The organism is Providencia sp. PROV205, assembly GCF_028479505.1.
In the GTDB taxonomy this organism is placed as follows: Bacteria; Pseudomonadota; Gammaproteobacteria; order Enterobacterales; family Enterobacteriaceae; genus Providencia; species Providencia huaxiensis.
In genome coordinates this window covers 51,951-77,719 of sequence record NZ_JAMPNU010000022.1, presented here as the reverse complement: position 1 = coordinate 77,719, position 25,769 = coordinate 51,951, and the positions used below count along the sequence as shown (strand labels likewise).

The window sequence follows — 25,769 nt, the reverse complement described above, 5'->3', positions numbered from 1 at the left end:
ACCTTCGTCATGAAAACATTAGGCGAATTCATCGTCGAAAAGCAACAAGATTTTCCTCATGCAACAGGTGAGCTGACTTCTTTATTATCAGCTATCAAACTGGGCGCTAAAATTATCCATCGTGATATTAATAAAGCTGGACTTGTCGATATTCTTGGCACTAACGGTGTTTCGAATATTCAAGGTGAAGTTCAGATGAAGCTTGACCTGTATGCTAACGAAAAACTGAAAGCGGCTTTAAAAGCACGCGGAGAAGTCGCCGGTATCGCCTCTGAAGAAGAAGACGAAATTGTCATTTTCGAAGGAGACCGTGCAGAAAACGCAAAATATGTTGTTTTAATGGACCCACTTGATGGTTCTTCGAACATCGATGTAAACGTTTCCGTTGGAACAATTTTCTCAATCTATCATCGTATCACGCCAATTGGCCAACCGGTTACAGAAGCTGATTTCCTGCAACCTGGTAACCGCCAAGTGGCTGCGGGCTACGTGGTTTATGGTTCATCAACGATGTTAGTTTACACCACGGGTGTTGGTGTACACGCGTTTACTTACGACCCATCATTGGGCGTTTTCTGCTTATCTCATGAAAAAGTGATGTTCCCATCAGAAGGGAAAATGTACTCCATCAACGAAGGAAACTATATTAGGTTCCCGATGGGCGTTAAAAAGTACATTAAATATTGCCAAGAAGAAGATAAAGCAACAAATCGCCCGTATACCACTCGTTATATCGGTTCTTTGGTTGCAGATTTCCATCGTAACTTGCTCAAAGGGGGAATTTATATTTACCCGAGTACAGCAAGCCATCCAAATGGAAAATTGCGCCTTCTGTACGAATGCAACCCAATTGCATTTTTAGCAGAACAAGCCGGTGGTAAAGCTAGCGATGGGGCTAATCGTATCTTAGATATTATTCCTAGCGAATTACACCAACGTGCACCGTTTTTTGTCGGAACGGAGTCGATGGTAGAGAAAGCCGAATCATTTATGCGTGAATTCCCTGACTCGGAATAACACAATTTATTAATTATAAGGCGGGGTTTCCCGCCTTTTTTGTTCCTTTTTTTCACCAACTAGTGAGTTTTGCCCCCTTTTACGGCTATAATGTCCCCCACGCTATCTACTCTATTATTTGATTTGCCTAAAAGCGGCAACAAATTAAAATGAGTAAATTCATTATTCACACAAAGGATACATTTAAATGGGCCTGAACAATGTACCGGCAGGTAAAGATCTGCCAGAAGATATCTATGTTATCATCGAAATCCCAGCGAACGCAGATCCTATCAAATATGAAGTTGATAAAGACTCTGGTGCGCTGTTTGTAGACCGTTTCATGTCAACAGCAATGTTCTATCCATGCAACTATGGTTACATCAACAACACCCTGTCTTTAGATGGCGACCCAGTTGACGTATTAGTTCCAACTCCATACCCATTACAACCAGGCTCAGTCATCCGTTGCCGCCCTGTTGGCGTCCTGAAAATGACTGACGAGTCTGGTGAAGATGCAAAATTAGTTGCTGTTCCGCACACAAAATTAAGCAAAGAATACGATCACATCAAAGATGTGAACGACCTGCCAGAATTACTGCGTGCTCAAATTACTCATTTCTTTGAACATTACAAAGATTTAGAAAAAGGTAAATGGGTTAAAGTTGATGGATGGGAAGATGCAGCATCTGCAAAAGCAGAGATCATCGAATCTTTCGAACGCGCTGCCAAAAAATAATATCCCTTTAAGGGCATAATGAAAGCGCTGGTTAATATCAGCGCTTTTTTATGGGCTCTAACATGTTGATTAGGCCATAAAGTAAAAACGCCAGCTATCATTGCTGGCGTTTTATATTTTTACAACTCGATAGCGACTATTAAATCGTTATACTTCTTCATCACGTTTCAGCCAGTCGCCACTTTTTATTTGACGTAGGCCATCAACCGAATGTTTATACAGATAAATCCAAGCGTTGCCATACGGCGTTGGGATAAGCTCTCGTACATAGTCTTGAGAATTTTTCTTTAGCTCATCTAATTCAGTCAAAATGGACGGGTTGATTCGATAAACTTCGCACTCTATCACCCCATCCCCTTTGACAACCGCTGGATAATATCCAAGATCATACAGTTCATAGCCTTCTAGCTTATGCTCACCGAGTAGCTGAGCATAAGTCATCCAATGATGATTTCCTTGCTTTTGTCTTAAGCTACCATAAACAATTACACGCATAATCTAAAACTCAAATTGGTAAAGGAGATCCAATGCCTGATTAACACCAGACACAGCTTCTAAATACAGTTTTGGCATCAACCGATAACGTAAGGTTAACGTCGCCAATGAGTCAAAGATACCAACTCCATACTTCACTTGTAAATCATTAGTGATCTTACCACTTACAACGACTTGAGAACCATCCCCCACACCTTGGGTATCGACGGCTAAATCAGAGACTCCAAATGTCTCACCAATTTTACCCACGAGTTGCCCACTTTGTGCTACACCTAAGCCGATTAACATAGATGTCATTTGTGAACCATTTGCGTCCCCACTATCTAAGCCCTCTCCTCTTAATAAGTAAGAAAGCGCTTCTTGTTGTGTTTTCGCAGGTTCAGAGAATATTTCTACTTTCGGTTTATCCGCAAGGCCTGTGACCTTCACCCCTGCAATCACGTTATCCGCTGTGTTGTCTGGGTTACGTATCGCTTCTAAGTTTAAGAATGGTTGGTCTGCAGGGCCTGAGAACTGAATTTGGCCTTTACGTACAATCAAATCTTGCCCATAAGCACGGAAACGACCTGCTGGAATATCCACTTGGCCATTAATGTGTAAGCCATGGATATTCTGAACTACTTTCAATAAACCGGTCAGACGTGCTTTTAAGCCAAATGCGTCTAATTGCACATCGTTGCCAATTTTAATATCCAAATTGGTCTGAATAGGAATGGATGGCGCTTTTTCCTCAATTGGCTGTAAATTGCTATCTAACATCACCACATCCGAAGATGGGCTTACCGCTGACTCAGGGAGTTCTTGGACCGTGATCCGTGCCCACGGGATATTGACCGTCCCCTTTAACGTTAATACCGAAGGCGACGCATCAAAAACAATATCTGGTTGAACATCAATTTGGATCATCGGCGGTAAAGAAACACGAAGGTTATTACCTCGCGCCATGACTTTTGCACGCCATGCATCAATATTGCGCCAGTCTGCATCACCATCAATGTTCAGATAGCCCTCTGGCGTGTTTATCTGGCCATTCATTACTGAGCTCGTGCCGTTGAAATTAACACCTAAATGACCACTTTTGATATCAAACGGGATCATTGCAGATTTCACTTCTAAACTCGAAAGCGCTAAATTCCCATTTAATAATGGGTTATTGGCTGACCCGCCTAAACGTAGATTTCCACTTAAACGGCCATTCGCCACTTCCTTCTGGCCCAGTAACGGCTTGATTAAATCTAATGTCACCGAATTAATTTCAACATTACCCGACAACAAGCGACGTTTTTCAATATCAGACACTTGGATGTTACCGCGCATCTGTCCGTTATTAGCTAACCCAAATAACCAGCTAAGATCTGCCTTACCATTTTTCAACCCAGCACTTAACGTTAAGGTATCAAAAGCAATCGGTAAACGGGTTCCATCCACAAACTGAACTGCTTTGACATCATTTCCTCGCAAGTCCAGCTTCACTTGTGGCATGCTGCCATCCGCTTGCCAAATAGCATTGGCTTTACCCGTAAATACGCCACTGACTCGAGTATCTTGTGGCATAAAGGGTTTGATCATGGCGAGATCAAAACGTTCTAATACGATATCTGCGCTACCACTTTTACCCGCTTTAATCGGTTTTGGTACACACAAACGGGCGTTCGGGTTAACCCAACAATGCCGTCCAATGGTCACTTCTTGGGTTTGGTTGGCATAATCGAGTGACATTGCTTGGTTTAAGCGCCATTCACCCACCACCGTATCAAATAAGGTGTTAGATAAATTCCCTTTCCACACTTCAGTCTGCCGGTCAAAACTGCCTGCTAATGCTAATTGACCAGAAACCGGCTCACCTTTCATATTCAATTTTAACGTATGCTGTTTTTCACTGCCTTTCGCATCTAAAGTTAGGTTACTGACGACAAGGTCGCCTTGTTTTAATTGACGCAGAACAACGGATAGATCCCCTTTAATTTGCTCGCCTGTTGCCACATTTCCTTTGATAACAACATTCTCTATAGCAAGGTCGTCCTGCCACTTCACACCGCGTGCGGTGAGGTCAACAAGCGCTTCTGGCGTCTCTAAATTACCCCGTAATTTCACATCACCGACAATCACACCACCTAAGCCAGGTAGCAAACCATTGAGTGCAGGGGCATTAATTTTGGCATCAAGGTTCCATTTATCAGCAAGGGAGCCTTTTACGTCGACATTATTTTTACCCAGTGCCAAATTGAAGTTTGGAATATCCCATTGGCCTGCTGCGTTACCTTTGGCTTTGCCGCGTGCTTTCAAGAGATTATTTTTGACATTACCATCCAAAATAATTTCAGGGATATCTAACTGCCAGCTACCACCGTATAAACTTCCGCGAGTGGCAATCTTGCCATCCACTTTAGCAGGCCATTCAGGGTACTGTTTGGCAGTATTAATCCCTGACAAGGTCAATACCGCATTCCAACTAATCGCCTTACTCCAGTCCGCAACACCTGTAATATCCGCATTACCCTGTAAAGCAGCTAAACGTAAACGAGTTAAATTAATTTGCTCTTCATTACCTTTCGCATCTAATAGCAAGGTCGAAGGGGGCAAATCCTGCCCAGTGATAGCTGAGCGTACAGACATGTCATAAGCCGATGGCCGGCCATTTAAACGCAACCGTGTTCCATCGAGTTGGTATTGCGCTTCCCCCACTAACGGCCACGTTAGCTTATCACTTTCTAATGTCAGCAAAATAGGCAGGTCTGCTTGTGACAAATCTGTTTCTGCATCTAATTTCGCATTAATTGGCCCGTGTAAGTTCAATGCCAATTTTAGCTCATCAACCAAACCGCCTTTTAAGGAGAGGTCTATTTTTTGCCCGTCTAAATCCTCTAAACGGCTTTCACCCACGACCGACAATGAGACTGGCCATTTATCTTGCAATGTTGCTGTGCCAGATAACGCAACATTCCCTTGCGGTGCATCGACTTTTAACTGTTTAACTAAAACTTGTTGCCCTTCATTCGAAAGACTCAAGTGTAATTGGTTAATTTTAAGTTCAGTCGCTCCCGTTAATTGAAAATTCGAAGCATTAATGCCATCAACATTTAAATCAACAGGTAAAATAACCTCTGGTAATTCAGCGAGTAACGGCTTAGAAAATAGCGTTTTTAATTCATCCGCTAATGATTTTTGGTCATTTATCGGAGTTGGTTCTGGTTGTTTCTCTTCAACGGCTGCATCTGATTTGGTTTCAGGTAAATTAATCGCCAAATCAATGATATCAGTTGGAATAATAGTGATCGCTTTCCCTTCCCACGTGACCCCTGTGGTAAATTTAGCTAAATCAATATCCATACCATCCACATTGACGTGCGTTGAAACCAAAGCCAATTGATTCAAACGAATAGTCAAAGGCGCCTTGAGTTCAGTCAAAGGTTCAGATGGTGGCGTTTCTTCAGCAGGGGGAAATTGGGTGGTATCGACAGTAACAGTAACATTTTCCGTGCCTAAGTTGTCGACACATAGCTCACGGCTTGTTAAACAACCTAGACGTACCGCTAAATTTAATTTCCCCGCATTAACATCAACTCCCGGCATTTGATATTTAACGCCACTTAGCGTTAAGTTACTAATATCACCGTCAATTTTATCAATGGTTAATTCAGGAACAAAGCGTGTCGCCGTATTTAATGCAAAGTGAAGACCAGACTGTGTTCCAATCACCCAACTGAGTGCAGCAATAATCAAAACAAGAATTAATAAAATGGAAAGACTTGTCCATTTTAGCCACTTCAACCACCTCATAACTCAGTCCCCAAGCCGATATAAAACTGTATTTTGTTGTTATCTGGATCACCGATAGGTTTTGCTAAGTCTAATTTTATTGGCCCAACCGGTGAGACCCAGCGGATACCGACTCCCGCACCCGTTTTAAAATCACTATTTTTAAAGTTATCAACGGCTTCACCACTATCAATAAAGGTTGCTCCCCACCAATTCCCTGTAAAGTTATATTGGTATTCTACAGAGCCTACGGCCAATTTTGATGCCCCTGTCAGCTTACCTTTACTATTTTCTGGCGAGATCTTTTGGTAACCATACCCACGCACACTGCCGTCACCCCCTGCAAAGAAACGCAAGTCCGGTGGAACTTTGTCGAAGTCGTTCGTTTCAATCCAACCGATATTTCCACGAACAACAAAGCGATGACCTTCCCATGGCGTTCTGATCCATACGTTTTTGGCTTGCAGCACCGCAAAATCGATGTCTGAACCCCAAATTTTATTTGAGTAATCAATAGAGTAACGTTGGCTATCTCCCCATGTTGGCATCACACCGCCGCGTTGGCGAATACGGCTCACATAGGCCCCGGGATATAACAACATCGTCGTATTCGTCACGTTGGCTTGGGTAAAGTTACTCAGCATCCAACGCATGTTCACGCCATATTGCCAACCGGATGAATAATCCCAATTACGAGACACATTCAAGGTTGTTGTATTCGCTTGGGTATCATTTAAATCTGTACGTTTAAAGCCCCCTTGAACCGCATAATATTGCTCAAGCGGGTTAGCTTTTAGTGGAATTTTATAGCTCGCATCAATTAATTGTTCTGGTTGTGACAAACTAATACTGGACGTTAAACTTTGCCCACGGGAGTTGATCCACGGCTTATTCCATGTGGCTTTAACGCGAGGGCCCACATCTGTTGCATACCCCCCACCGAGCTCAATAAAATTTTTGGCTCTAGGGGTCATTACCGCTTCCATCGGTAACTCATAGGAGTTTTCTTTTCGAGCACTCACGATGCGTGGCGTCACAATCACAGAAGTGAACCAACCTGTTTCTGCTAACCGACGATTAAATTCAGCAAGTTGTTCTGATGTGTAGTATTCCCCTTTTTTGAAAGGAGCAAGGTTGTTCAGGTAATCTTCACGAATTTGTGAACCTGAATAAGAAATAGCACCAAACCGATAGCGTTCACCACTGTTAAAATCAAAATCCCAATAAGCCGCATGGTGATCAAGAGAAATACCCAGTTGGCTTTTCTCCATCATCGCATCAAAATAACCTTTACGAACGGCTAAACTGCTAAAGCGCCCTTTAAATTCTTCGTATTCGCCATCATTTTGGATAGTATCAAGCTTTGGCGTATATTGTTTGAGCATCTTTTCATAGTCTGGATCCGTTTTTGCTCCACCTTGTAACTCAACATTCACCCCTTTTAATAAAATAGGTTCTCCAGGAGTAACCTTGGCGGTTAAAACGGAACGAGCAGGCGGGGTTTTTTCTTCATAGCTAAATTCAACCGTGGGTTGGTAGTAACCTAAAGGCTTTAAACCTTCTTTAATTGCTTTCTCAACACGGGCTCGAAAACGACCATTTGGCACAACCTCATCTTGCGATATATTAGACAGCTGTACGCGAACGTTTTGATTAAGTTGTCCTTCAAGGCCTTCAATATTAAGACGAAGATTAGCTGCGTGTACCACTGGCACTGCCGCAGTTAGGCAGAGAAAACAAATTAGAGGGTATTTCGACACGCCTACTCCTAAGGTGATTGTTCGATTGACTAAATACTTCATATCAATTTATTTTGAGTAAAATTCGCCATAGACACAAGTTTTTATCCCTATTTTTAGATTATTTGTGTGGTCAATACATATAGGAATCATTATGCCTTTTAATAAATTTCACTCTGCAAGTATTGCACAACCTCTGCCCGGCAGAGCAACTGCTATGACTTACTCACCATATCATGCGCTTAACCATCATTCGATTGAGATTATTCCTAAGAATATGGAAATTGCTTATTTTGCCATGGGCTGTTTTTGGGGAGTTGAACGACTATTTTGGCAGCAAGCTGGGGTTTATTCAACTTCTGCTGGGTATTGTGGTGGTGTGACCCCTAACCCAACCTACGAAGAGGTTTGCTCAGGACGCACTGGCCACGCAGAAGCGGTTCGTGTTGTTTTTGACCCACAAATTATCAGTTACTCTCAACTATTGACATTATTTTGGGAAAACCATGACCCTGCACAAGGCATGCGCCAAGGGAATGATATGGGAAGCCAATATCGCTCCGCCATTTATACTGTGTCAGATGAGCAAGACCAGCAAGCGATGGAAACACTGCAAGCTTACCAAAATGCAATGAAAGCGCAGCATGACTCTCGTGCAATCACGACCGAAATAGCGCCTTTAGACACGTTTTATTTCGCAGAAGATTACCACCAGCAGTACTTATACAAAAACCCGAATGGATATTGTGGATTAGGAGGGATTGGTATCTGTTTACCGCCTTCGTTAAACAAATAAATCAATAACTTAATACAGTGAGTTCATCTTCCCAACCATTCAAGTTGCTTTCCAATATGACTTAAAGCAGCTTGAATGACGATGAATATCTAGGCAGATAAATCACCTCAGTGCTATACTCATGCAACATATCAACAATTTGCGCATATTGCGCAACATATATTTGCATACTCAATATATTTAAATACGCGAGACTATGCCTTCAGAGATTTTTGAATTTTATGGGTTCTTCCTTTGATTGGCTGGATAACTTATGCTCAACAGTTTATTAATTGTTCTATTATTATGCGCAATCAGCGCATTCTTTTCTTTGTCAGAAATTTCTCTGGCGGCTTCCCGCCGTATTAAACTTAAGCTCATGGCCGATGAAGGCAACATTAACGCGGCTCGCGTGCTTAAATTACAAGAAATGCCGGGAATGTTTTTTACCGTCGTTCAAATTGGTTTAAATGCCGTTGCTATCCTTGCAGGTATTGTGGGGGAATCGGCTTTCTCCCCGGCTCTGTACGATATCTTTATTCAGTTTTTATCCCCTAGCTGGGCTCAACAAGTTTCATCAATCCTGTCATTCACCATTGTGACAAGTTTGTTTATTTTAGTGGCTGATTTAACACCAAAACGTATCGGTATGGTAAAACCTGAAGCCATTGCTATTCGTATCGTGAATCCGATGCGCTTCTGTTTAGTGATACTGGGTCCATTAGTCTGGTTTTTTAATGGCCTTGCGAACCTGTTTTTTAAATTATTCAAATTACCTACGTCACGTAATGAAGACATTACTTCTGATGATATCTTTGCGGTGGTTGAAGCAGGGGCGGTTGCGGGTGTGTTACGTAAACAAGAACATGAATTAATTGAGAATGTCTTCGAGCTAGAATCACGTACTGTGCCATCAGCGATGACTCCGCGTGAAAGTATCATTTATTTTGACAAAGACGAGTCAGAAGAAAGCATCAAACATAAAATTTCAACTCAGCCACATTCTAAGTTCTTGGTCTGTGCAGGGGATATTGACCATGTTATCGGTTATGTTGATTCAAAAGAATTACTTAACCGTGTACTCAATGGGCAAAGTTTAAGCTTAAAAGAAGGCGCTCACATTAGAAATACGCTAATGATCCCTGACACCCTATCACTATCAGATACCTTAGAAGCCTTTAAAGCAAATGCGGTCGATTTTGCTGTTATTCTCAACGAATATGCATTGGTCATGGGTATCATTACCATCAATGATGTAATGATCACTTTAATGGGTGATTTAATTGGCCCAGGGCAAGAAGAGCAAATCGTGGTCCGTGATGAGAATTCTTGGTTAGTTGAAGGCGGAACGCCAATCGAAGATGTGATGCGCATTTTGGATATTGATGATTTCCCTGACTTTAGCAACTATGAAACCATCGCAGGGTTTATGATGTACCGGTTAAGAAGAATGCCAAAGCGCACAGATTATGTGAAATATGCGGGCTATAAATTTGAAGTTGTCGATATCGATAATTACAAAATAGACCAACTACTCGTAACTCGCCTTACTACGGTGCCATCACCAGTGGTTGTACAGCCCGGAAAAAATACTATTGAAACGGCTGACGCAAAACAACAAACAAAAGGTACTGAACATTAGTGCTTGATAGCGAAGCCGTTTCTTTCAATGCGCCACCCGTGTGGCGCGTTGTTAACCAAAACCTTCTTGATTAACCTACCCCAGTTCTGCCTGCAATAATGAAACCTGTTTATTGACCTCACTCATCACATTGTAATGGCGCTTATCACTGATTTTAGGTGGTAGAATTTTCCCATAATTAAACTCAAATGCCCCAAAATCCTTAATATAGAGCCTGCCACGGAATAGCGTTTTGACGTAAAGAGCAATCTTCGATGGGTTATAACGGTTAAAAATTTTCATTAGAACTTTGCCTCCCCTTTGTTCTTACGATATTCAATAACTCATACCGTTCAATAATCATAGACCAGAAATTTTCACTTTGGTTCTAAAATTGCAGTTTTATTCAATTTACTGACATAACATGACACTGTAAATTAACTGTTAAAACCCCATAAACTTTGCTTTTATTCTAAATTTTAAAAAAATGTTAAATTACCCCTTGTAACTCATCCGATGAGATATGCTATAAATAGTAGTCATCCAACAAACCACTAGGCTCACATGGCAAAATCATCAATCAAGGAGCTTTTATGATAAGAAATTATTTACTTTTAATATGCTTGCTTGGGGTATCAGCAGTAGCTTCTGCAGCAAATATTCAATTAAACCAATCTGTTCCTGCTATTTCCGTCACCGATAAAGGTGAGCTTGTGATGAATAATGAAGGGAAGTTGGATTATCAACCGTGGAAAAGCCAACAACTCGTTGGAAAGGTGCGTACTATCCAGCACATTGCAGGCCGCTCTTCAGCAAAAGAGCTCAATGCCCCCTTAGTTGAAGCTATCAAGCAAGCCAAATTCCCTCATAATACCTATCAGACAACGACAATCATTAATACCGATGATGCAATTTTTGGTACTGGTGTCTTTGTTAAAAATAGCGTTGAAGATAGCAAAAAAGAGTTTCCTTACTCACAATTTATTGTTGATAGTGAGGGGACAGTAAAGAACGCATGGGGCTTGAAACCAGAAAGCTCGGCAATCATCGTATTGGATAATCAAGGGAAAGTGTTGTTCTTCAAAGATGGTGAATTAAATACCCAAGAAATTCAAAAAGTCATTAGTTTGTTAATGTCATCGCTAAACTAATAAGGGCAAACTTTTACTACTATCAAACTTTTACTACTATGTAGTGCGCGTATATGTAGTGTGCGTAATTTCGCACACTACACCTACAATTCAGCCTATCGCCCTTGAGCCCAAAATAGTGAGTTATGCTAAAATGCCCTTACATTAAATATGCATAATTATGATTATTATTTTAATAAACAATCATGACTAATGTGCTCATTATCACGTTTTAGTTTCATTCCAATAGACTTTGGCACAAAAACCACCATTAGCGCCATGAGTAAAAATCACCTGCAAATGATGCAATTGCGCAACTCGCTTAACAATGGAGAGCCCTAAGCCACTCCCTGTCTTCTCTTGCCCCGGCGGACGATAAAAACGCTCACCTAGCCGCTGTAAAACCTCAGGTGTCACACCATCACCATCATCTTGAATTTCAAGGTGATCAGCATACAAAATAATCTCCACTCGCCCAGCTTTTTTCCCATAACGTATAGCATTATTGAGTAAATTTCTCAGTAACGCATTGAGTAGTAATGGTTGGCCTTGAAAATCAGGGGGGCTAGCAACTCGAGTGTTTATTAGGGTTGTTTGCTGCTCTTGCGCTTCAGGTTCCACATCTTTTATCGCCGATTCAATTAATGCAGGCCAAGATACAACTGTAATATCATCAAGTTGAGTGGATGATTCTAACCGAGACAACATCAGTAGCTGGTCAACAAGCCTTGTCGCCCTATCAATACCTTCCGATAAATTCGCTACTGCATGGTTACGGATATCGGCATTATTCCCCGCAATTTGTACCACTTCCGCCTGCACCCTTAATGCTGCAAGTGGACTACGTAGTTCATGAGCCGCATCGGAGGTAAATTGTCGTTCACGGGCAAACATTTTATTAATACGACCAAACAACACATTCATGGAGTCAATAATAGGTCTGACTTCACTGGGAATACGCGCCACTTGCACTGGAGTTAGTTCATCGGGTTTTCGGTGATACAACTGCTTTGCTACGTCCTTCAATGGGCGTAAAGCGCGTGTCAGTAGCCATAAAAATAGTAATAACATGATTGGCAAAGCAATCAACCAAGGCATAAATTGTGCCACCATAATATCGGTTGCCATTTCTTGCCGGTATTCCCACTCCTGCCCTACCGCGATAACGTATTGACCATCTTGAGATTTTAGCCATACAAAACGCCAAGGGTCGTCACTTCCTTGGATCATCCCATCCGTAAAACCTTCTCGTTTAAATTGATAGACAATATCTCTACCGTTATCACCGTCGTTTAAAACCATTTTGCCATCGGGTGTAAAGATAGCAAATGCCAGTGCATCGTCATCCTGATGGCCACGGTTCTTTCGTAATAATTTTTTGGTTTTAGTCAGTGAAGGCCGGCTCAATTCAAAGTCGGATGGTAAAACTGATAACCGTTTAGCAAACGCCATTTGCTGGGTATCAAACAGTTCATTAATCGTTTTATAGCTTTGATACCATGCTAGCGAACTTGCGATCCCCCATGTCAGCAACGCTAACAGGAGCAGCATTAACGTGAGTTTCAGCCTAAGACTAAATGTCTTCATCATTTATCATCACCTAATCGATAACCTACACCATGGATAGTTCGAATAAATTTATTACCTAATTTGCGTCGTAAATGGTGGATATGTACCTCAACCGAGTTACTAGAAACCTCTTCATCCCAGTTATATAATTTTTCTTCAATTAAAGGACGAGAAAAAACTTTATTTGGGTTATGCATAAATAAAGAGAGTAAGGCAAACTCTTTCCCCTTTAGTTGTACAGGCTCACCTTGCTGTGTCACCGTCATTGCAACCGGATCCATTTCGACATCACCATGTGTAAGTTTAGAAGACAGTTGCCCACTTCGGCGGCGGATCAACGCTTGCAAACGCGCCATGACTTCCATTAAAGCGAAAGGTTTACACAGATAATCATCAGCCCCTTGTTGAAGCCCTTGAACACGTTGATCTAATGCATCACGCGCCGTCAAAATCAAGACAGGCTCATCGCGTCCTTCTTTGCGCCAATGTTTTAAAATATCCATGCCATCAATATTAGGTAACGAAAGATCGAGTACAACAGCATCATAAGGTGCATCAAATAAAGCCAGCTGTCCTTGTTTACCATCCATAAACCAATCAATAGTAAATCCTAATTGGGTTAAGCCCACTTTTAAGCCATCACCAATTAACCGGTCATCTTCAATTAGTAGAATTCGCATAATCTACCCCCATATTAGAATATTATTATATTTATCCTATCAGCTATAATATGACTAGCTATTATTGGCAAAATTAAAAATATAATTCGTTAGTTAAGTTTCTTAAGATCCTGTTAAGATTTACTTGGTTTAATACCCTCCATACAAACAAGTTTACATCCAATTTGGAGATACCGATGATGAAAAAATTACCTGTAATTGCTTTAGTCGCTGCACTCGCAAGTGCACCTGTTTTCGCTGCAAATGGTGGTTTTGACGGCCCAGGCGCAGTCACAAATACAACAACTCAAACCTCTCAAGCGGGTGGTTTCATCGGCCCAAATAGTGGGGAAATGACAGTTGCGAAAGCGCTTGATATGTCAGATGACAGCTGGGTTATTTTACGTGGGAATATCGTCAAACAACTCGACCATAAACATTATGAATTCACCGATGGTACTGGCACTATTAATTTAGAAATCAGCGAAAAGCGTTGGAACGGTGTAAATGTAACACCAAAAGATAAAGTTGAAATTCGCGGTAAAATTGATAAAGACTGGAATTCAAGAGAAGTCGAAGTTAAGCAAATCCAAATTATTAAATAATTCACAACGTTTACAACGGGACCTACTTTAAAGTAGGTCCCATCTAAATCCTATTTCATACAAAAATTAACAGTGCTAAATTAACAAAATTATTTTTGTTTACTAAGGCTGCTTAATGACTGTAAAACGCCCTAAAATACGTAATATTCAAGAGAAACTACTTTCAGATAATTGGTATATTTTAAAAAAATATACTTATGAGTTACAGCGTCGAGATGGTAGTTGGCAACAACAAGAGCGCGAAGTCTACGATAGAGGCAATGGCGCCGTTATTTTGTTATATAACAAAATAAAGAATAGCATTATTTTAATTCGTCAATTTCGCATGCCAGTCTATGTGAATGGCTATTCTGATTTTCTGATTGAAGCCGCTGCTGGCTTACTCGAAAACGCCTCTCCCGAAGCTCGAATTATTGCTGAAGCAGAAGAAGAAACGGGTTTTAAAGTCGATAAAATTCAGAAAGTCTTTGAAGCCTTTATGAGCCCTGGCTCAGTCACCGAAAAACTCCACTTTTACATCGCTGAATACAGTGATAATCATCGTCAAAATGCAGGCGGTGGGCTGAAAGAAGAAGGGGAAGATATTGAAGTATTAGAGTGGCCTTTCCCTAAAGCCATTGATGCGATAAAAACGGGAGAAATTGTTGATGGCAAAACCATCATGTTGATCCAGTACCTTGCCCTAAACGCTATTCTAAAAAGCTAATCCAACTCTTATAGCTCATAATGATAAAATAAAATCAGAATGAGCTTTCCTATTTTTTATCAATCATTAAACGAACGATGAAAATAAAAACAATCGTAAAAAGATAATCAACTTTTATTATTTTGTTCTTTAATTAAAAAATAAAACCATAATTCCAATATAAAACATATTTCGCTTTGACCTATTCACTAAAAAACCTTAAATTTAAATAATATTAATTTTATTTATCATCATTTTAAGAGTCTTATTTTTGCATCCAATGAATATCAAATAATTGTTATATATTACAGTCAGTGATTAAGGAGCTAAATAAAATGATACGCTGCGTTCGTATGTGGACAGGAGAAGATGGAAATTCTCTATTTGAAGAAGGCACTCTTGAGCTCAATAATATAGCAGGAGGCGATAGCCAAACCCCTACCATTGCAGTCAATGAGCTTACCTTTCGTGAAACAGTTTCTGGCGGCTCTTTTGATTGGCATCAAGACCCCGTCCCTCGCTATGTCATTACCCTTTCAGGCACTTTAGAATTCGAAACCAAAGATGGTTCGAAATTTATCATCAACCCAGGTGATATTTTACTTGCGCAAGATAATACGGGAACTGGCCATAAATGGCGGCTTATTGGTGATGAGCCTTGGCGTCGTGCTTATGTTGTCTACCAAGAAGGCACCGACCTTTGCTTCACTCCAACACAAAAATAGAGGCCATCATGAATAAACCGATTGCTGAGAATGTCGATATTGCCCTCATTGGCGCAGGGATCATGAGTGCAACACTTGGTACATTTCTCAAAGAACTTGAGCCGTCACTGACGATCGCCGTTTTTGAAAGGCTAAACGACTGTGCTCAAGAAAGTTCCCACCCGTGGAACAATGCGGGAACGGGGCATGCTGCTAACTGTGAAATGAACTACACGCCACCAAATCCAGATGGTACGGTGGATATCAGTAAAGCGCTTGAAGTTAATACCGAATTCGATCTCTCTCGTCAGCTCTGGTCTTACCTAGTCACTAAAGGAAAAATTAAAGATCCACGTGACTTTATTCACCCATGCCCACACATGAGCTTTGTTTGGGGTGAAGACAATGTAAAATTCTTAAAACAGCGCTACCAGCAGATGTCTGCTCACCACTGTTACCACAACATGGAATACAGTGATGATCCAAAACAGATCAACGAATGGGCACCACTGATCATGGAAGGCCGTGACCCGAAAGAAGCGATTGCGGTTACCCGTGTTAATACTGGTGCTGATGTCGATTACGGCGCACTAACGCATTTATTAATCGCGCAATTAAGCGAACAGTCCGGCTTTTCAATCCATTATAAGCATGAAGTCATTGATGTTAAAAAAACCACCGATGGCAGATGGAATATTGAAGTTAAAAACCTTGTGACCCATGAAAAAACAATCACTTCCGCGAAGTTTGTGTTCGTGGGTGCAGGCGGTCGAGCGATCGAGTTACTACAAAAATCGGGGATCCCTGAAGGAAAAGGGTATGGTGGGTTCCCTGTCAGTGGGATCTGGCTGCGTTGCGATAACGAAGAAATTGCCTCTCGCCACCATGCAAAAGTTTACGGTAAAGCCGACAAAGGCTCTCCACCAATGTCTGTTCCACACTTAGACACGCGCATTATTGGGGGCAAACGCTCTCTCTTATTCGGGCCTTATGCCGGTTTTTCGAGTAAATTCCTTAAACACGGCTCTTATTTAGACCTGTTTGAATCGGTGAAATTGAATAACCTTGAGCCAATGCTTGCGGTGGCGAAAGATAACTGGTCACTCGCAGAATACTTAGTAGGCCAAGTGCTGCAAACTTCTGCTCACCAATTCGCCATGTTGCAACAATTCTACCCAGAAGCACAGCATGAAGATTGGAAAGAGGTGGTTGCAGGGCAACGAGTACAAATTATTAAACCTGACCATGATAAAAAAGGGGTTTTAGAGTTTGGTACAGAACTGATTACCAGTGCAGATAAATCATTTACGGTATTGATGGGAGCATCTCCGGGGGCATCGACAGCGGCATTTATTGCACTAAATGTATTAAAAACCTGTTTTGATGAGCAACTCAAGGCCGATGGCTGGGAAACACGCTTAAAAGATATCATTCCAACCTATGGAATTGATTTAAAAACAGATGCAAAAGCCTGTTTAGATATTCGTACTGCGACAGCTAAAGTTCTAAAACTAGATAATTAGTGACTAATTAGGTTGGGAAATAACTTCCCAACCTTTATTGAGGTTTAGAATAAAATTACCCGAAAGCCAGGGTTCAAAAAAGACTCCCTAGGCGTGTAATCAAGCGTTTTTCCATTCCAATCAACAACTTTTGCCCCTGCAGCAATCGCAATCGCATGCCCAGCCGCAGTGTCCCAAATATTTGTAGGCCCAAAACGTGGATAAAGCTGCGCTTTTCCTTCTGCGACTAAACAAAACTTGAGTGAAGAACCAATTTCTACTGTCGTGTGTTCTCCCATTTGTTTTAAATAATCCATTAATTCATTATCTTGATGGGAACGACTAATAACAATAACCGGTGGTTTAGCATCATTTACATGAATAAGTTGCTTATGACCACCTTCTTCCTTCCATGCCTGATTGCCTTCAGCGTAATACAACAACCCTTTGGCCGGGGCATATACCACCCCCATTGTTGGTACACCATTCTCGATAAGGGCAATATTAACCGTAAAATCCCCATTACGATTAATAAATTCTTTCGTTCCATCCAATGGGTCAATCAACCAATAACGTTGCCAATTCTGCCTAATTGGCCATTCTGGCGGGTCTTCTTCGGACAATTGGGGGATATCAGGGGCAATACGAGCAAGACCCGCTGTGATCACATTGTGGGCGGCAATATCGGCCTCGGTAACAGGCGAATTATCACTTTTGTGTTCAACCTGTAAAGGTTCTTGCGCATTATATGTTTCCATAACTGCATAACCCGCTTCTTGAGCTAGTTCGCAAATTTGCTGTAGCATGTTATTCACCTCTCTGATGACCCTTTACAGCAAGAGTAGCAATTGTGTGAAATTAACGCCATAAAAAAAGCCCCAAAGTCCAAAGACAATGAGGCTTTTTAGCTGTGAACTGAACTAACAGAAATTATAAAATTTCAAGTAATTCAACTTCAAATACTAATGTGCTGAATGGTGGGATTGATGCGCCAGCACCACGCTCACCATAAGCTAATTGATGAGGAATATACAATTCCCATTTAGAGCCAACAGGCATCAGGGTCAATGCTTCAATCCAACCCGGGATAACACCGCTTACAGGAAACTCTGCTGGCTGCCCACGCTGTACTGAGCTATCAAACACAGAGCCATCAATTAAACGGCCTGTATAGTGAACGCGTACGCGGTCTGAGCGGGATGGGATAGCGCCATCACCTTGGTTAACAACTGAAAATTGTAAGCCAGACTCAGTCGTTGAAACACCATCACGCTTTTGGTTTTCATCTAGGAATTTTTGGCCTTCTTCTGCTAATGCTGCCTGACGCTCAACACGAACGGCATCTGCACGCTCATGAATTTCACGCAGTGCTTTATGCAATGTTTCAACAGGCACTGATGGCATATTGCCTTCTAAAGCGTCAACGAGACCGGCTAAAATTGCATTTGGCACTAAACCTTCTAGCCCTGACTCTAATAATTGCTGCCCAACTTGTAGACCTATGCCATAACTCGCTTGAGCTTCTACCGAATCGAAATTTTGGTTTGCCATGAAAACACCCATATGATTTTGAGAAAAACCAAGAATAGCAGCCCCATCCTTATGGGTAAACCCAAACAATGAATCTAAAGAATAAAACTGATTGATTCTCCACAAATATATTCAGTGTTCTCTGAAAAATTCAGTCAAACGCTAAAAATGTCTAAAAAGGGTGCTAGTATGCGTATAAATACAGTCTAATTTACTCATTGCCTCATCAAGGAGGAGTGATGCTTAAACTTTCAAAATTTCATCGCTATGGCATTGCACTGCTCGCCCTAATTGTTGTGGTCGCTTTCTTTTGGCCTGCTAGCGATAAGTCCCCTAGCGATATTGTCCAAAACCAGCCTATTGTCATTCCTCCACCCACAGTTCCTGAGGTCATGCCTGAACCTACGGTTACACCACCAATACCTGAGCCAGTACCGGCACCTGAAGGTAATTCCCCACTTTTACCTACTGAGCCTGAAATTATCCCAGAGCCTATTGAGCCTGAGCCCAATGAGCCGCCTTCAACGGTGACTTCACCAGAGAACACGCCAGAGCCCAAAACTCCCCGCCCTTCAGCTAATGAATGGCAAAGCTACCAAGTACAAAAAGGGAAAACGCTTGCGCAACTGTTCCGCGATAATAACTTACAAGCCAATGACGCTTTTATTATGGCTCGCGTTGAAGGTGCCGAAAAACCACTGAGTAATTTGCGCCAAGGGCAAAAAATTCGTCTAAAAGCGAATAAAAAAGGTGAAATTCAATTATTAGAAACAACTGCATCTGATGGGAAAACGTATAGTTTCGCGCGATTAAGTGATGGCAGTTACTATCGGACTCCGTAGTACTTTTAGGGTAGCTTGTGTCAGAGCTACCCTAAAATTTTGTCTGGAACATCGCTATATGTATTGATTTTTACCTAGCAATAAATAACAAATATTGTCTTTCACTACAATGCTAGGTAACTGAAAATTATTATGCTAATAAAAAAATGGGTTAACGCTTTTTTAGGTACTGTTTTATTATTACTTGCCGCTATTATTGGTTATGTTTTATGGATTAAACTCAATTCAAATGCACTTTGGAACATTGTAAATGAGCAGTGTATTCCATTGCAGCAATCTGCCCTATCTTGTCTAAAAGTCGATAGTGATCAACAGTATGTGCTGTTCAAAGATAAAAAAGGGCCATTGCATAACTTAGTCATTCCTACCGATAAAATCACAGGTATTGAATCCGCACGGTTACTTGAGCGAAATACACCAGACTATTTTGCTATCGCCTGGCAAGAAAGAGAAAGTGTGTCGTCACAAGCGAAAATTTCAATTTCTGATGATTTGCTCGCTGTTGCAGTGAATTCCCAATATGGCCGCTCCCAAGACCAACTGCATATTCATATCGCATGTTTGAAACCTGAAGTTAGTCAACAACTTAATCAAGTTTCATCGGAGATCACAACCGACTGGGCTAAGTTATCAACTGAACTTGTCGGCCATCACTATTTAGCCAAAAAACTCCAAAAAGCCCCTGCCAAATTCGATAATGCATTTAATCAACTCAATGAATACGTTGTAAAACATCATGATGAAATGGGCAATTATGGCCTAGCGATGGTGCAGCTGAAAGACGGTTCAAAGGTGTTGCTCGCAAACCGTTTTAGTATATGGGATTTGAATTTAGGTTCAGCGGGGGAATTACTCGACTACCAATGCTTGGTAAATCAATAAACTAAATACCAGAAAGCAAAAAACACCGGACTTAGCCGGTGTTTTTTATTGCACCACGGATCGCTCAGTGGTGCATACCATCATTATTGATTACTCAGCAACGATGATAACGTTCAGCTCTGCGAAAACATCGCTGTGTAACTGGAAGTGAACTTCGTGGTCACCAGTAGTACGCAGAACGCCGTTTGGCAGGCGAACTTCGCTTTTCGCAACTTGAACGCCAGCCGCAGTGATTGCGTCAGCGATGTCACGAGTACCGATTGAACCGAACAGTTTACCTTCGTCACCAGCTTTAGAAGCTAAAGTTACAGAACCCAGAGCAGTAACAGCTGCTGCACGAGCCTGTGCTGCTGCCAGAACGTCAGCTAATTTAGCTTCCAGTTCAGCGCGGCGTGCTTCGAAGAATTCGATGTTTTTCTTAGTCGCAGGAACAGCTTTGCCCTGTGGAACTAAGAAGTTACGAGCATAGCCCGATTTAACGTTAACCTGATCACCCAGGCTACCTAGGTTAGCTACTTTATCAAGCAGAATAACTTGCATTACCTTATCCTCTATTAGTCGTTAATGGACTGTACCAATTACTGATGACGATCAGTATATGGTAACAGAGACAGGTAGCGAGCGCGCTTGATAGCACGAGCGAGCTGACGCTGATATTTTGCACGAGTACCAGTGATACGGCTTGGTACAATTTTACCACTTTCAGTGATGTAGTTTTTCAGCGTTGCGATATCTTTATAGTCGATCTCTTGAACGCCTTCCGCTGTGAAACGGCAGAACTTGCGACGACGGAAATAACGTGCCATATGGCTAGTCTCCAGAATCTATCAAATCAATCTGCTCGGCATGGAGGACTATCTTGCTGATCCCATTGCGCCCTTGATGGGTACTAATGAAACCGCTTACTGTAATCCAACTGCCGACCGTTATACTGTGAGTATGAGCTTGTAAGGTTTGTCCGCTGGCGATAATGGGCATTCTGCACCATGCTTGCCTTGACAACCCCGCCTCCTGTTGTTGTGAACGATGTTCTAAAACAAACTGGCAGTGAGGAATGCCTGACGGACTCACTTTTCGAATCAATGCTTTACAGACTGTGCCTGTCAGCACCAAACGATTAGTGGTCACCTGCGCAATTACTCTTCAGAATCCCCAGTTTCTTCTACTTCTTCATCCTGATATTCATCAGACATGTCACGGCCACGACGTTCGTCTTTAGCTTTGACCATTGGAGAAGCTTCTGTTACTGCGTGTTTTAAGCGCATAACCATGCTGCGGATAACGGCATCGTTGAAGCGGAAGTTAGTTTCCAGCTCATCAATCGCTTCCTGCGGTGCTTCTACGTTCAGAAGAACATAGTGTGCTTTGTGCAGTTTATTGATTGGGTAAGCCAGTTGACGGCGGCCCCAGTCTTCCAGACGGTGAATCTGACCTTGTGCGTTAGTGATAACAGCACTGTAACGCTCGATCATGCCCGGAACCTGTTCGCTTTGGTCAGGATGGACCATAAAAACGATTTCGTAATGACGCATTAGTAGTTGCTCCTTACGGATTATTAGCCTCCTGTCTGGGTTAACCGCGGCCCGCGGAGGCAAGGAACTTATTGAGTGCGGCTAAAAAATTGACGCGTAACTATACCCATCCCTGAGATAAAACTCAAGAGATGGATGTCGTTTATACTAAATATTATTTTTCTGCAGAAACGGGTAAGCGTTGACGCACCGCTTCAAATAAACAAACCCCTGTCGCCACTGACACATTCAATGATGACACCGAGCCTGCCATAGGAATACTGATTAACTCATCACAGTGTTCACGCGTTAAACGGCGCATACCTTCGCCTTCAGCCCCCATCACTAGCGCTATCGGGCCCGTTAGTTTGCTTTGATATAGGTTATGGTCAGCTTCACCTGCCGTTCCCACAATCCATACATTATATTCTTGTAGCAAACGCAATGTCCTTGCCAGATTCGTCACACGAATAAGAGGAACATTTTCTGCCGCGCCACAAGCCACTTTTTTCGCGGTTGCATTGAGCTGAGCAGATTTATCTTTAGGAACAATCACAGCATGAACACCTGCCGCATCAGCACTACGTAAGCACGCACCTAAGTTATGTGGGTCTGTCACACCGTCCAATACCAATAAAAATGGCGATGGTGTACTTTCCAATAAATCAGGCAAGTCGCCTTCTTGATACTGTTTACCAGGTAGTACTTTCGCAATAATACCTTGGTGAACTGCGCCTTCGGTCTGGCTATCCATCCATTGGCGGTTCGCCACTTGAACGACAACCCCTAGTGCTTCAATTTCGTGCACCAGCGGCATTAAGCGGCGATCTTCACGACCTTTCAAAATATAGACTTCTTTAATGCGTTGCGGTGAACGCTCAAGTAAGGCTTTCACTGCGTGAATGCCATAAATCATTTCGCTCATAAATTTCTTATTTATTAATATAAATAGTAAAGTGGCGTATTAACGCCACTTTGGTTAATAACTATGGTTAATAACTATGGTTAATAACTACAGCAAAAACATTATCCCTCTTGTTTTTGGGATTTTTTTGCAACACGTTTAGCTTTTAATTTTGCTGTAATTTTTCGCGTTTTATCGGAAGGCTTTTTGCCTTTTCCTTTCGCCTCTGGTTTAGCCTCGGCTTTTTTTCCTTTTTTCTCGGAACGACGAAATGCAGAATCAGGCTCAAAGTTTTTATCTTTGCTCGCATCCGCTTTTCGACGAGCTGGACGTGCCGCATTTTTCACTTCTTGCTTCATTTTGTCCCGCGCCGTTTTGCCCGGGTTTTTCGCTTTACGAGTGGTTGAAATTAATGCGAAATCGATGGTGCGCTCATCCATATGCACCGCTTCAACGCGAATTTCAACTTCATCACCAAGGCGATAAGTCGTACCTGATGATTCACCAATTAAACGCTGACCAACTGCATCGTAACGGTAATAGTCATTATCTAACGTTGAAATATGCACTAAACCATCAATAAATAAATCATTAAGGCGCACAAAGAAGCCAAAACCAGTCACACTGGTAATTAAACCTGTGAAGGTTTGGCCAACTTGGTCTTGCATAAAATCACATTTCAGCCAGTCCGCCACATCACGCGTCGCTTCATCAGCACGGCGTTCAGTCATTGAACAGTGCTCACCCAGCTGTAACATGCTATCCATGTCTGAATGCCAACCACCGGTTTCTGTCCAGCGCTTATCTGAATGGCCATGCTCTTTAGCCAACAAATATTTTATTCCACGGTGTAACGTCAGGTCAGGGTAACGACGAATTGGCGATGTAAAGTGGGCATATGATTTCAAACCTAAACCAAAGTGACCGCGGTTTTCAGGATCATAAATCGCTTGCTTCATTGAACGTAAAATCATGGTTTGCAGTAATTCATGATCAGGGCGTTCAGCCACTTCATTCATGACTTGCGCATAATCTTTTGGTTCTGGCTTCATTCCGCCCGGCAGAGTCAACCCTAATTCGCTGAAAACAGAGCGTAAATTCATCACGCTTTCTTCTTTAGGGCGGTCATGCACACGGTACAACGCAGGTTCTTCATTTTTCTCAACAAACCGAGCGGCTGCAATGTTAGCTAAAATCATGCATTCTTCAATCAATTTATGTGCATCATTTCGCTCTACAGGTTCGATACTTTCAATACGGCGTTCTGCGTTAAAAATGAATTTCGCTTCTTCAGATTCGAAGGAAATTGCACCGCGCTCAATACGTGCTGCATCAAGTGCTTTATATAGTTGATGCAAGTGCTCAATATGCGGCACTAACGCTTTATAGTGCTCACGCAGTTCTTCATCCCCTTCCAAGATTTTCCATACTTTTGTATAGGTTAACCTTGCATGAGAGCTCATAACCGCTTCATAGAACTTGTACGAAGAAAGCTTACCGGATGCTGACACCGTCATTTCACACACCATACACAGGCGGTCAACACCTGGGTTAAGTGAGCACAGGCCGTTCGATAGGACTTCCGGTAGCATAGGAACGACTTGAGATGGGAAATATACCGAGTTACCACGGCTACGGGCTTCTGTATCCAGAGCCGTTTGCTGGCGAACATAATAGCTTACATCCGCAATTGCCACCCATAAGCGCCAACCCCCGCCTTTTTTCGGTGCACAGTATACTGCATCATCAAAGTCGCGAGCATCTTCACCGTCAATGGTGACTAACGGTAAGTCGCGTAAATCCACGCGCCCTTTTTTCGCAGACTCAGGGACGTGTTCACTCAGGTCAGCGACTTGTTTTTCAACTTGTGGTGGCCATGAGTGTGGAATTTCATGAGTACGTAAAGCAATTTCTACCGCCATACCTGTTCCCATGGTTTCGCCTAATACTTCAATGATATTCCCCACCGCTTGCGAGCGACGTTGTGGACGAGTGACTAATTCAACCACCACCACATTACCCATGCGAGCGCCAAGAACACGATCTTTCGGTATCAAAATATCAAAACTTAAACGGCTATCATCCGGTACGACAAAGCCCATACCCGATTCGATAAAATAACGGCCAACAATTTGGTTATTACGTGGTTCTAACACACGAACAACCCGAACCTCTGTGCGTCCCTTACGATCTTGTCCGTAAGGTTGCGCAAGAATAACGTCGCCATGCAGGGCGCGTTTCATTTCGTCTTGAGATAAATAGTAATCTTCTTTTTTACCATCAACGCGCAGGAAGCCGTAGCCATCACGGTGACCAATGACTTTTCCTTTTAATAAGTCTAAACGCTCCGGTAATGCATAGCACTTACGACGAGTGAAAACCAATTGACCATCACGTTCCATGGCTCTTAACCGACGACGCAACGCCTCTAATTCATCTTCTGTCGATAAATTCAATAATTGTGCGATTTCTTCGCGATTGGCTGGTGCAGTACGCTTCGAGATAAGGTCAAGAATATATTCTCGACTTGGAATTGGGGACTCGTATTTTTCTGCTTCTCTTTCCTGAAAAGGATCTTGTGACATCGTTACCTCCGTTGTCATCAGAATTCATAACTACCGCGAATGCTAATCAAGCAGTAGTTGATAGAGCGGGCTGTTGTCTTTCACCATGTCCGCCAGCGTGTATTGATCAAGTTCTTGTAAAAACTGCTGTATTGCTTGGTGTAGCACACCTTTTAAACGACACGCAGGTGTAATGTGGCAAAATTCACCACTACAATTAACAAGGGTCAGGGGTTCTAGTGATCTAACGACATCCCCTATACGAATAGATTCTGCTGGTTGGCCAAGTGTGATCCCGCCATTTTTGCCTCGAGTGGCTTTAATATAACCTAAGTGACTGAGCTGATTAATAATTTTAACCATATGGTTACGAGAGACACCATAAACTTCAGTGACTTCTGTGATACTGGTCATTTTCCCTTCAGGGAGAGATGCCAAATAGATCAACGCACGTAATCCATAGTCTGTAAAACTTGTTAGCTGCACAATCACCTCAAAATTTTTTGGCTAAGCCAATAGCTATCTCGTCATGTATGTCTTATTAATCTCAAATTATAG

General features: G+C 42.2%; 26 protein-coding genes. 11 read left to right on the top strand and 15 right to left on the bottom strand.

Translation table 11 applies throughout. The features are described from left to right. Window positions 1-9: 9 nt before the first annotated feature. Both fbp and ppa read left to right on the top strand, forming a co-directional pair. Window positions 10-1,017 carry a class 1 fructose-bisphosphatase gene (fbp, locus tag PR800_RS14035; protein ID WP_102138223.1) on the top strand — a complete coding sequence of 336 codons (1,008 nt, stop codon included), beginning with the start codon at window positions 10-12 and terminating at the stop codon, window positions 1,015-1,017. Window positions 1,018-1,204: 187 nt separating this feature from the next. Then, window positions 1,205-1,735 carry an inorganic diphosphatase gene (gene ppa / locus PR800_RS14030; protein ID WP_102138224.1) on the top strand — a complete coding sequence of 177 codons (531 nt, stop codon included), beginning with the start codon at window positions 1,205-1,207 and terminating at the stop codon, window positions 1,733-1,735. Window positions 1,736-1,882: 147 nt separating this feature from the next. Here ppa and PR800_RS14025 read toward each other — a convergent pair whose 3' ends face one another. From PR800_RS14025 to tamA, 3 genes are read right to left on the bottom strand one after another with little or no spacing between them, the layout of a single operon-like run. Beyond that, entirely contained in the window at window positions 1,883-2,230 is a 348-nt protein-coding gene (locus tag PR800_RS14025) for a gamma-glutamylcyclotransferase family protein (RefSeq protein ID WP_102138225.1), read from the bottom strand. Window positions 2,231-2,233: 3 nt separating this feature from the next. Beyond that, complete coding sequence (tamB, locus tag PR800_RS14020; RefSeq protein ID WP_272531080.1) at window positions 2,234-6,010, bottom strand: autotransporter assembly complex protein TamB; 3,777 nt, start codon at window positions 6,008-6,010, stop codon at window positions 2,234-2,236. Next, a complete protein-coding gene (gene tamA / locus PR800_RS14015) occupies window positions 6,007-7,749 on the bottom strand; it encodes an autotransporter assembly complex protein TamA (protein ID WP_272531079.1) in 1,743 nt (580 codons plus the stop codon). The genes tamB and tamA overlap by 4 nt, the downstream gene beginning before the upstream one ends. Window positions 7,750-7,882: 133 nt before the next feature. Here tamA and msrA point away from each other — a divergent pair, with 133 nt between their 5' ends. Together msrA and PR800_RS14005 are read left to right on the top strand one after the other, a co-directional pair. After that, window positions 7,883-8,524: a peptide-methionine (S)-S-oxide reductase MsrA gene (gene msrA, locus PR800_RS14010; protein ID WP_195697868.1), complete on the top strand. Its 642-nt coding sequence runs from the start codon at window positions 7,883-7,885 to the stop codon at window positions 8,522-8,524. 253 nt (window positions 8,525-8,777) lie between these two features. Then, window positions 8,778-10,145 carry a hemolysin family protein gene (locus PR800_RS14005; protein ID WP_166263988.1) on the top strand — a complete coding sequence of 456 codons (1,368 nt, stop codon included), beginning with the start codon at window positions 8,778-8,780 and terminating at the stop codon, window positions 10,143-10,145. A 75-nt stretch (window positions 10,146-10,220) separates the two neighbouring features. Here PR800_RS14005 and PR800_RS14000 read toward each other — a convergent pair whose 3' ends face one another. Next, window positions 10,221-10,427: a DUF1107 domain-containing protein gene (locus tag PR800_RS14000; protein WP_004905964.1), complete on the bottom strand. Its 207-nt coding sequence runs from the start codon at window positions 10,425-10,427 to the stop codon at window positions 10,221-10,223. 290 nt (window positions 10,428-10,717) lie between these two features. On the opposite strand from PR800_RS14000, the gene PR800_RS13995 reads away from it, so the two are divergent. Continuing rightward, window positions 10,718-11,275, top strand: coding sequence for a YtfJ family protein (locus PR800_RS13995; RefSeq protein ID WP_166263986.1), 558 nt, complete (start codon window positions 10,718-10,720; stop codon window positions 11,273-11,275). 204 nt (window positions 11,276-11,479) lie between these two features. On the opposite strand, the gene qseC is transcribed toward PR800_RS13995, so the two are convergent. Beyond that, window positions 11,480-12,841 carry a quorum sensing histidine kinase QseC gene (gene qseC, locus PR800_RS13990; RefSeq protein ID WP_166264487.1) on the bottom strand — a complete coding sequence of 454 codons (1,362 nt, stop codon included), beginning with the start codon at window positions 12,839-12,841 and terminating at the stop codon, window positions 11,480-11,482. Further along, complete coding sequence (gene qseB, locus PR800_RS13985) at window positions 12,841-13,503, bottom strand: quorum sensing response regulator transcription factor QseB (protein ID WP_004905970.1); 663 nt, start codon at window positions 13,501-13,503, stop codon at window positions 12,841-12,843. Before qseB ends, qseC begins: the two co-directional genes overlap by 1 nt. Window positions 13,504-13,682: 179 nt before the next feature. Between qseB and PR800_RS13980 the strand changes: the two genes are divergently transcribed. The 4 genes from PR800_RS13980 (at window position 13,683) to mqo (ending at window position 16,999) form a co-directional block, all read left to right on the top strand. Beyond that, the gene (locus PR800_RS13980; RefSeq protein WP_102138268.1) at window positions 13,683-14,087 is read left to right on the top strand and encodes a YgiW/YdeI family stress tolerance OB fold protein; all 405 of its coding nucleotides are present in this window, start codon (window positions 13,683-13,685) and stop codon (window positions 14,085-14,087) included. A gap of 115 nt (window positions 14,088-14,202) precedes the next feature. Next, the gene (gene nudK, locus PR800_RS13975) at window positions 14,203-14,793 is read left to right on the top strand and encodes a GDP-mannose pyrophosphatase NudK (protein WP_102138232.1); all 591 of its coding nucleotides are present in this window, start codon (window positions 14,203-14,205) and stop codon (window positions 14,791-14,793) included. Between the two features lie 314 nt (window positions 14,794-15,107). Continuing rightward, window positions 15,108-15,497 (top strand): cupin domain-containing protein, encoded by a 390-nt coding sequence (locus tag PR800_RS13970; protein ID WP_102138233.1) that lies wholly within the window; start codon window positions 15,108-15,110, stop codon window positions 15,495-15,497. 8 nt (window positions 15,498-15,505) lie between these two features. Further along, the gene (gene mqo / locus PR800_RS13965; RefSeq protein WP_102138234.1) at window positions 15,506-16,999 is read left to right on the top strand and encodes a malate dehydrogenase (quinone); all 1,494 of its coding nucleotides are present in this window, start codon (window positions 15,506-15,508) and stop codon (window positions 16,997-16,999) included. 44 nt (window positions 17,000-17,043) lie between these two features. Here mqo and cysQ read toward each other — a convergent pair whose 3' ends face one another. After that, complete coding sequence (gene cysQ, locus PR800_RS13960; protein ID WP_102138235.1) at window positions 17,044-17,784, bottom strand: 3'(2'),5'-bisphosphate nucleotidase CysQ; 741 nt, start codon at window positions 17,782-17,784, stop codon at window positions 17,044-17,046. A gap of 124 nt (window positions 17,785-17,908) precedes the next feature. Next, window positions 17,909-18,529 carry a peptidylprolyl isomerase gene (locus PR800_RS13955; RefSeq protein WP_102138269.1) on the bottom strand — a complete coding sequence of 207 codons (621 nt, stop codon included), beginning with the start codon at window positions 18,527-18,529 and terminating at the stop codon, window positions 17,909-17,911. A gap of 218 nt (window positions 18,530-18,747) precedes the next feature. On the opposite strand from PR800_RS13955, the gene PR800_RS13950 reads away from it, so the two are divergent. Together PR800_RS13950 and PR800_RS13945 are read left to right on the top strand one after the other, a co-directional pair. Further along, window positions 18,748-19,350 (top strand): LysM-like peptidoglycan-binding domain-containing protein, encoded by a 603-nt coding sequence (locus PR800_RS13950; protein WP_272531078.1) that lies wholly within the window; start codon window positions 18,748-18,750, stop codon window positions 19,348-19,350. Between the two features lie 132 nt (window positions 19,351-19,482). Continuing rightward, entirely contained in the window at window positions 19,483-20,232 is a 750-nt protein-coding gene (locus tag PR800_RS13945; RefSeq protein WP_210848296.1) for a CDP-diacylglycerol diphosphatase, read from the top strand. A 90-nt stretch (window positions 20,233-20,322) separates the two neighbouring features. Here the strand turns inward: PR800_RS13945 and rplI are convergent, their stop codons facing one another. The 7 genes from rplI to nsrR form a co-directional block, all read right to left on the bottom strand. After that, complete coding sequence (rplI, locus tag PR800_RS13940) at window positions 20,323-20,772, bottom strand: 50S ribosomal protein L9 (RefSeq protein WP_102138238.1); 450 nt, start codon at window positions 20,770-20,772, stop codon at window positions 20,323-20,325. A gap of 38 nt (window positions 20,773-20,810) precedes the next feature. Then, on the bottom strand, window positions 20,811-21,038 hold the full coding sequence (gene rpsR, locus PR800_RS13935) for a 30S ribosomal protein S18 (RefSeq protein ID WP_000135199.1): 228 nt from the start codon (window positions 21,036-21,038) through the stop codon (window positions 20,811-20,813). Window positions 21,039-21,042: 4 nt separating this feature from the next. Beyond that, window positions 21,043-21,360: a primosomal replication protein N gene (gene priB / locus PR800_RS13930; RefSeq protein WP_102138239.1), complete on the bottom strand. Its 318-nt coding sequence runs from the start codon at window positions 21,358-21,360 to the stop codon at window positions 21,043-21,045. Window positions 21,361-21,368: 8 nt separating this feature from the next. Continuing rightward, window positions 21,369-21,764: a 30S ribosomal protein S6 gene (gene rpsF / locus PR800_RS13925; RefSeq protein ID WP_004905988.1), complete on the bottom strand. Its 396-nt coding sequence runs from the start codon at window positions 21,762-21,764 to the stop codon at window positions 21,369-21,371. A gap of 154 nt (window positions 21,765-21,918) precedes the next feature. Next, window positions 21,919-22,668, bottom strand: a complete 750-nt coding sequence (gene rlmB / locus PR800_RS13920) for a 23S rRNA (guanosine(2251)-2'-O)-methyltransferase RlmB (RefSeq protein WP_102138240.1) — start codon at window positions 22,666-22,668, stop codon at window positions 21,919-21,921. A gap of 101 nt (window positions 22,669-22,769) precedes the next feature. Further along, the gene (rnr, locus tag PR800_RS13915; protein ID WP_102138241.1) at window positions 22,770-25,232 is read right to left on the bottom strand and encodes a ribonuclease R; all 2,463 of its coding nucleotides are present in this window, start codon (window positions 25,230-25,232) and stop codon (window positions 22,770-22,772) included. Between the two features lie 42 nt (window positions 25,233-25,274). Continuing rightward, on the bottom strand, window positions 25,275-25,697 hold the full coding sequence (gene nsrR / locus PR800_RS13910; RefSeq protein ID WP_125890703.1) for a nitric oxide-sensing transcriptional repressor NsrR: 423 nt from the start codon (window positions 25,695-25,697) through the stop codon (window positions 25,275-25,277). Window positions 25,698-25,769: the final 72 nt, after the last annotated feature.

Coding starts and splice junctions, on each gene's coding strand:
- fbp (WP_102138223.1), top strand. CDS start 10: ATGAAAACATTAGGCGAATTCATCGTCGAAAAGCAACAAGATTTTCCT.
- ppa (WP_102138224.1), top strand. CDS start 1,205: ATGGGCCTGAACAATGTACCGGCAGGTAAAGATCTGCCAGAAGATATC.
- PR800_RS14025 (WP_102138225.1), bottom strand. CDS start 2,230: ATGCGTGTAATTGTTTATGGTAGCTTAAGACAAAAGCAAGGAAATCAT.
- tamB (WP_272531080.1), bottom strand. CDS start 6,010: ATGAGGTGGTTGAAGTGGCTAAAATGGACAAGTCTTTCCATTTTATTA.
- msrA (WP_195697868.1), top strand. CDS start 7,883: ATGCCTTTTAATAAATTTCACTCTGCAAGTATTGCACAACCTCTGCCC.
- PR800_RS14005 (WP_166263988.1), top strand. CDS start 8,778: ATGCTCAACAGTTTATTAATTGTTCTATTATTATGCGCAATCAGCGCA.
- PR800_RS14000 (WP_004905964.1), bottom strand. CDS start 10,427: ATGAAAATTTTTAACCGTTATAACCCATCGAAGATTGCTCTTTACGTC.
- PR800_RS13995 (WP_166263986.1), top strand. CDS start 10,718: ATGATAAGAAATTATTTACTTTTAATATGCTTGCTTGGGGTATCAGCA.
- qseC (WP_166264487.1), bottom strand. CDS start 12,841: ATGAAGACATTTAGTCTTAGGCTGAAACTCACGTTAATGCTGCTCCTG.
- qseB (WP_004905970.1), bottom strand. CDS start 13,503: ATGCGAATTCTACTAATTGAAGATGACCGGTTAATTGGTGATGGCTTA.
- PR800_RS13980 (WP_102138268.1), top strand. CDS start 13,683: ATGAAAAAATTACCTGTAATTGCTTTAGTCGCTGCACTCGCAAGTGCA.
- nudK (WP_102138232.1), top strand. CDS start 14,203: ATGACTGTAAAACGCCCTAAAATACGTAATATTCAAGAGAAACTACTT.
- PR800_RS13970 (WP_102138233.1), top strand. CDS start 15,108: ATGATACGCTGCGTTCGTATGTGGACAGGAGAAGATGGAAATTCTCTA.
- mqo (WP_102138234.1), top strand. CDS start 15,506: ATGAATAAACCGATTGCTGAGAATGTCGATATTGCCCTCATTGGCGCA.
- cysQ (WP_102138235.1), bottom strand. CDS start 17,784: ATGCTACAGCAAATTTGCGAACTAGCTCAAGAAGCGGGTTATGCAGTT.
- PR800_RS13955 (WP_102138269.1), bottom strand. CDS start 18,529: ATGGCAAACCAAAATTTCGATTCGGTAGAAGCTCAAGCGAGTTATGGC.
- PR800_RS13950 (WP_272531078.1), top strand. CDS start 18,748: ATGCTTAAACTTTCAAAATTTCATCGCTATGGCATTGCACTGCTCGCC.
- PR800_RS13945 (WP_210848296.1), top strand. CDS start 19,483: ATGCTAATAAAAAAATGGGTTAACGCTTTTTTAGGTACTGTTTTATTA.
- rplI (WP_102138238.1), bottom strand. CDS start 20,772: ATGCAAGTTATTCTGCTTGATAAAGTAGCTAACCTAGGTAGCCTGGGT.
- rpsR (WP_000135199.1), bottom strand. CDS start 21,038: ATGGCACGTTATTTCCGTCGTCGCAAGTTCTGCCGTTTCACAGCGGAA.
- rpsF (WP_004905988.1), bottom strand. CDS start 21,764: ATGCGTCATTACGAAATCGTTTTTATGGTCCATCCTGACCAAAGCGAA.
- rlmB (WP_102138240.1), bottom strand. CDS start 22,668: ATGAGCGAAATGATTTATGGCATTCACGCAGTGAAAGCCTTACTTGAG.
- rnr (WP_102138241.1), bottom strand. CDS start 25,232: ATGTCACAAGATCCTTTTCAGGAAAGAGAAGCAGAAAAATACGAGTCC.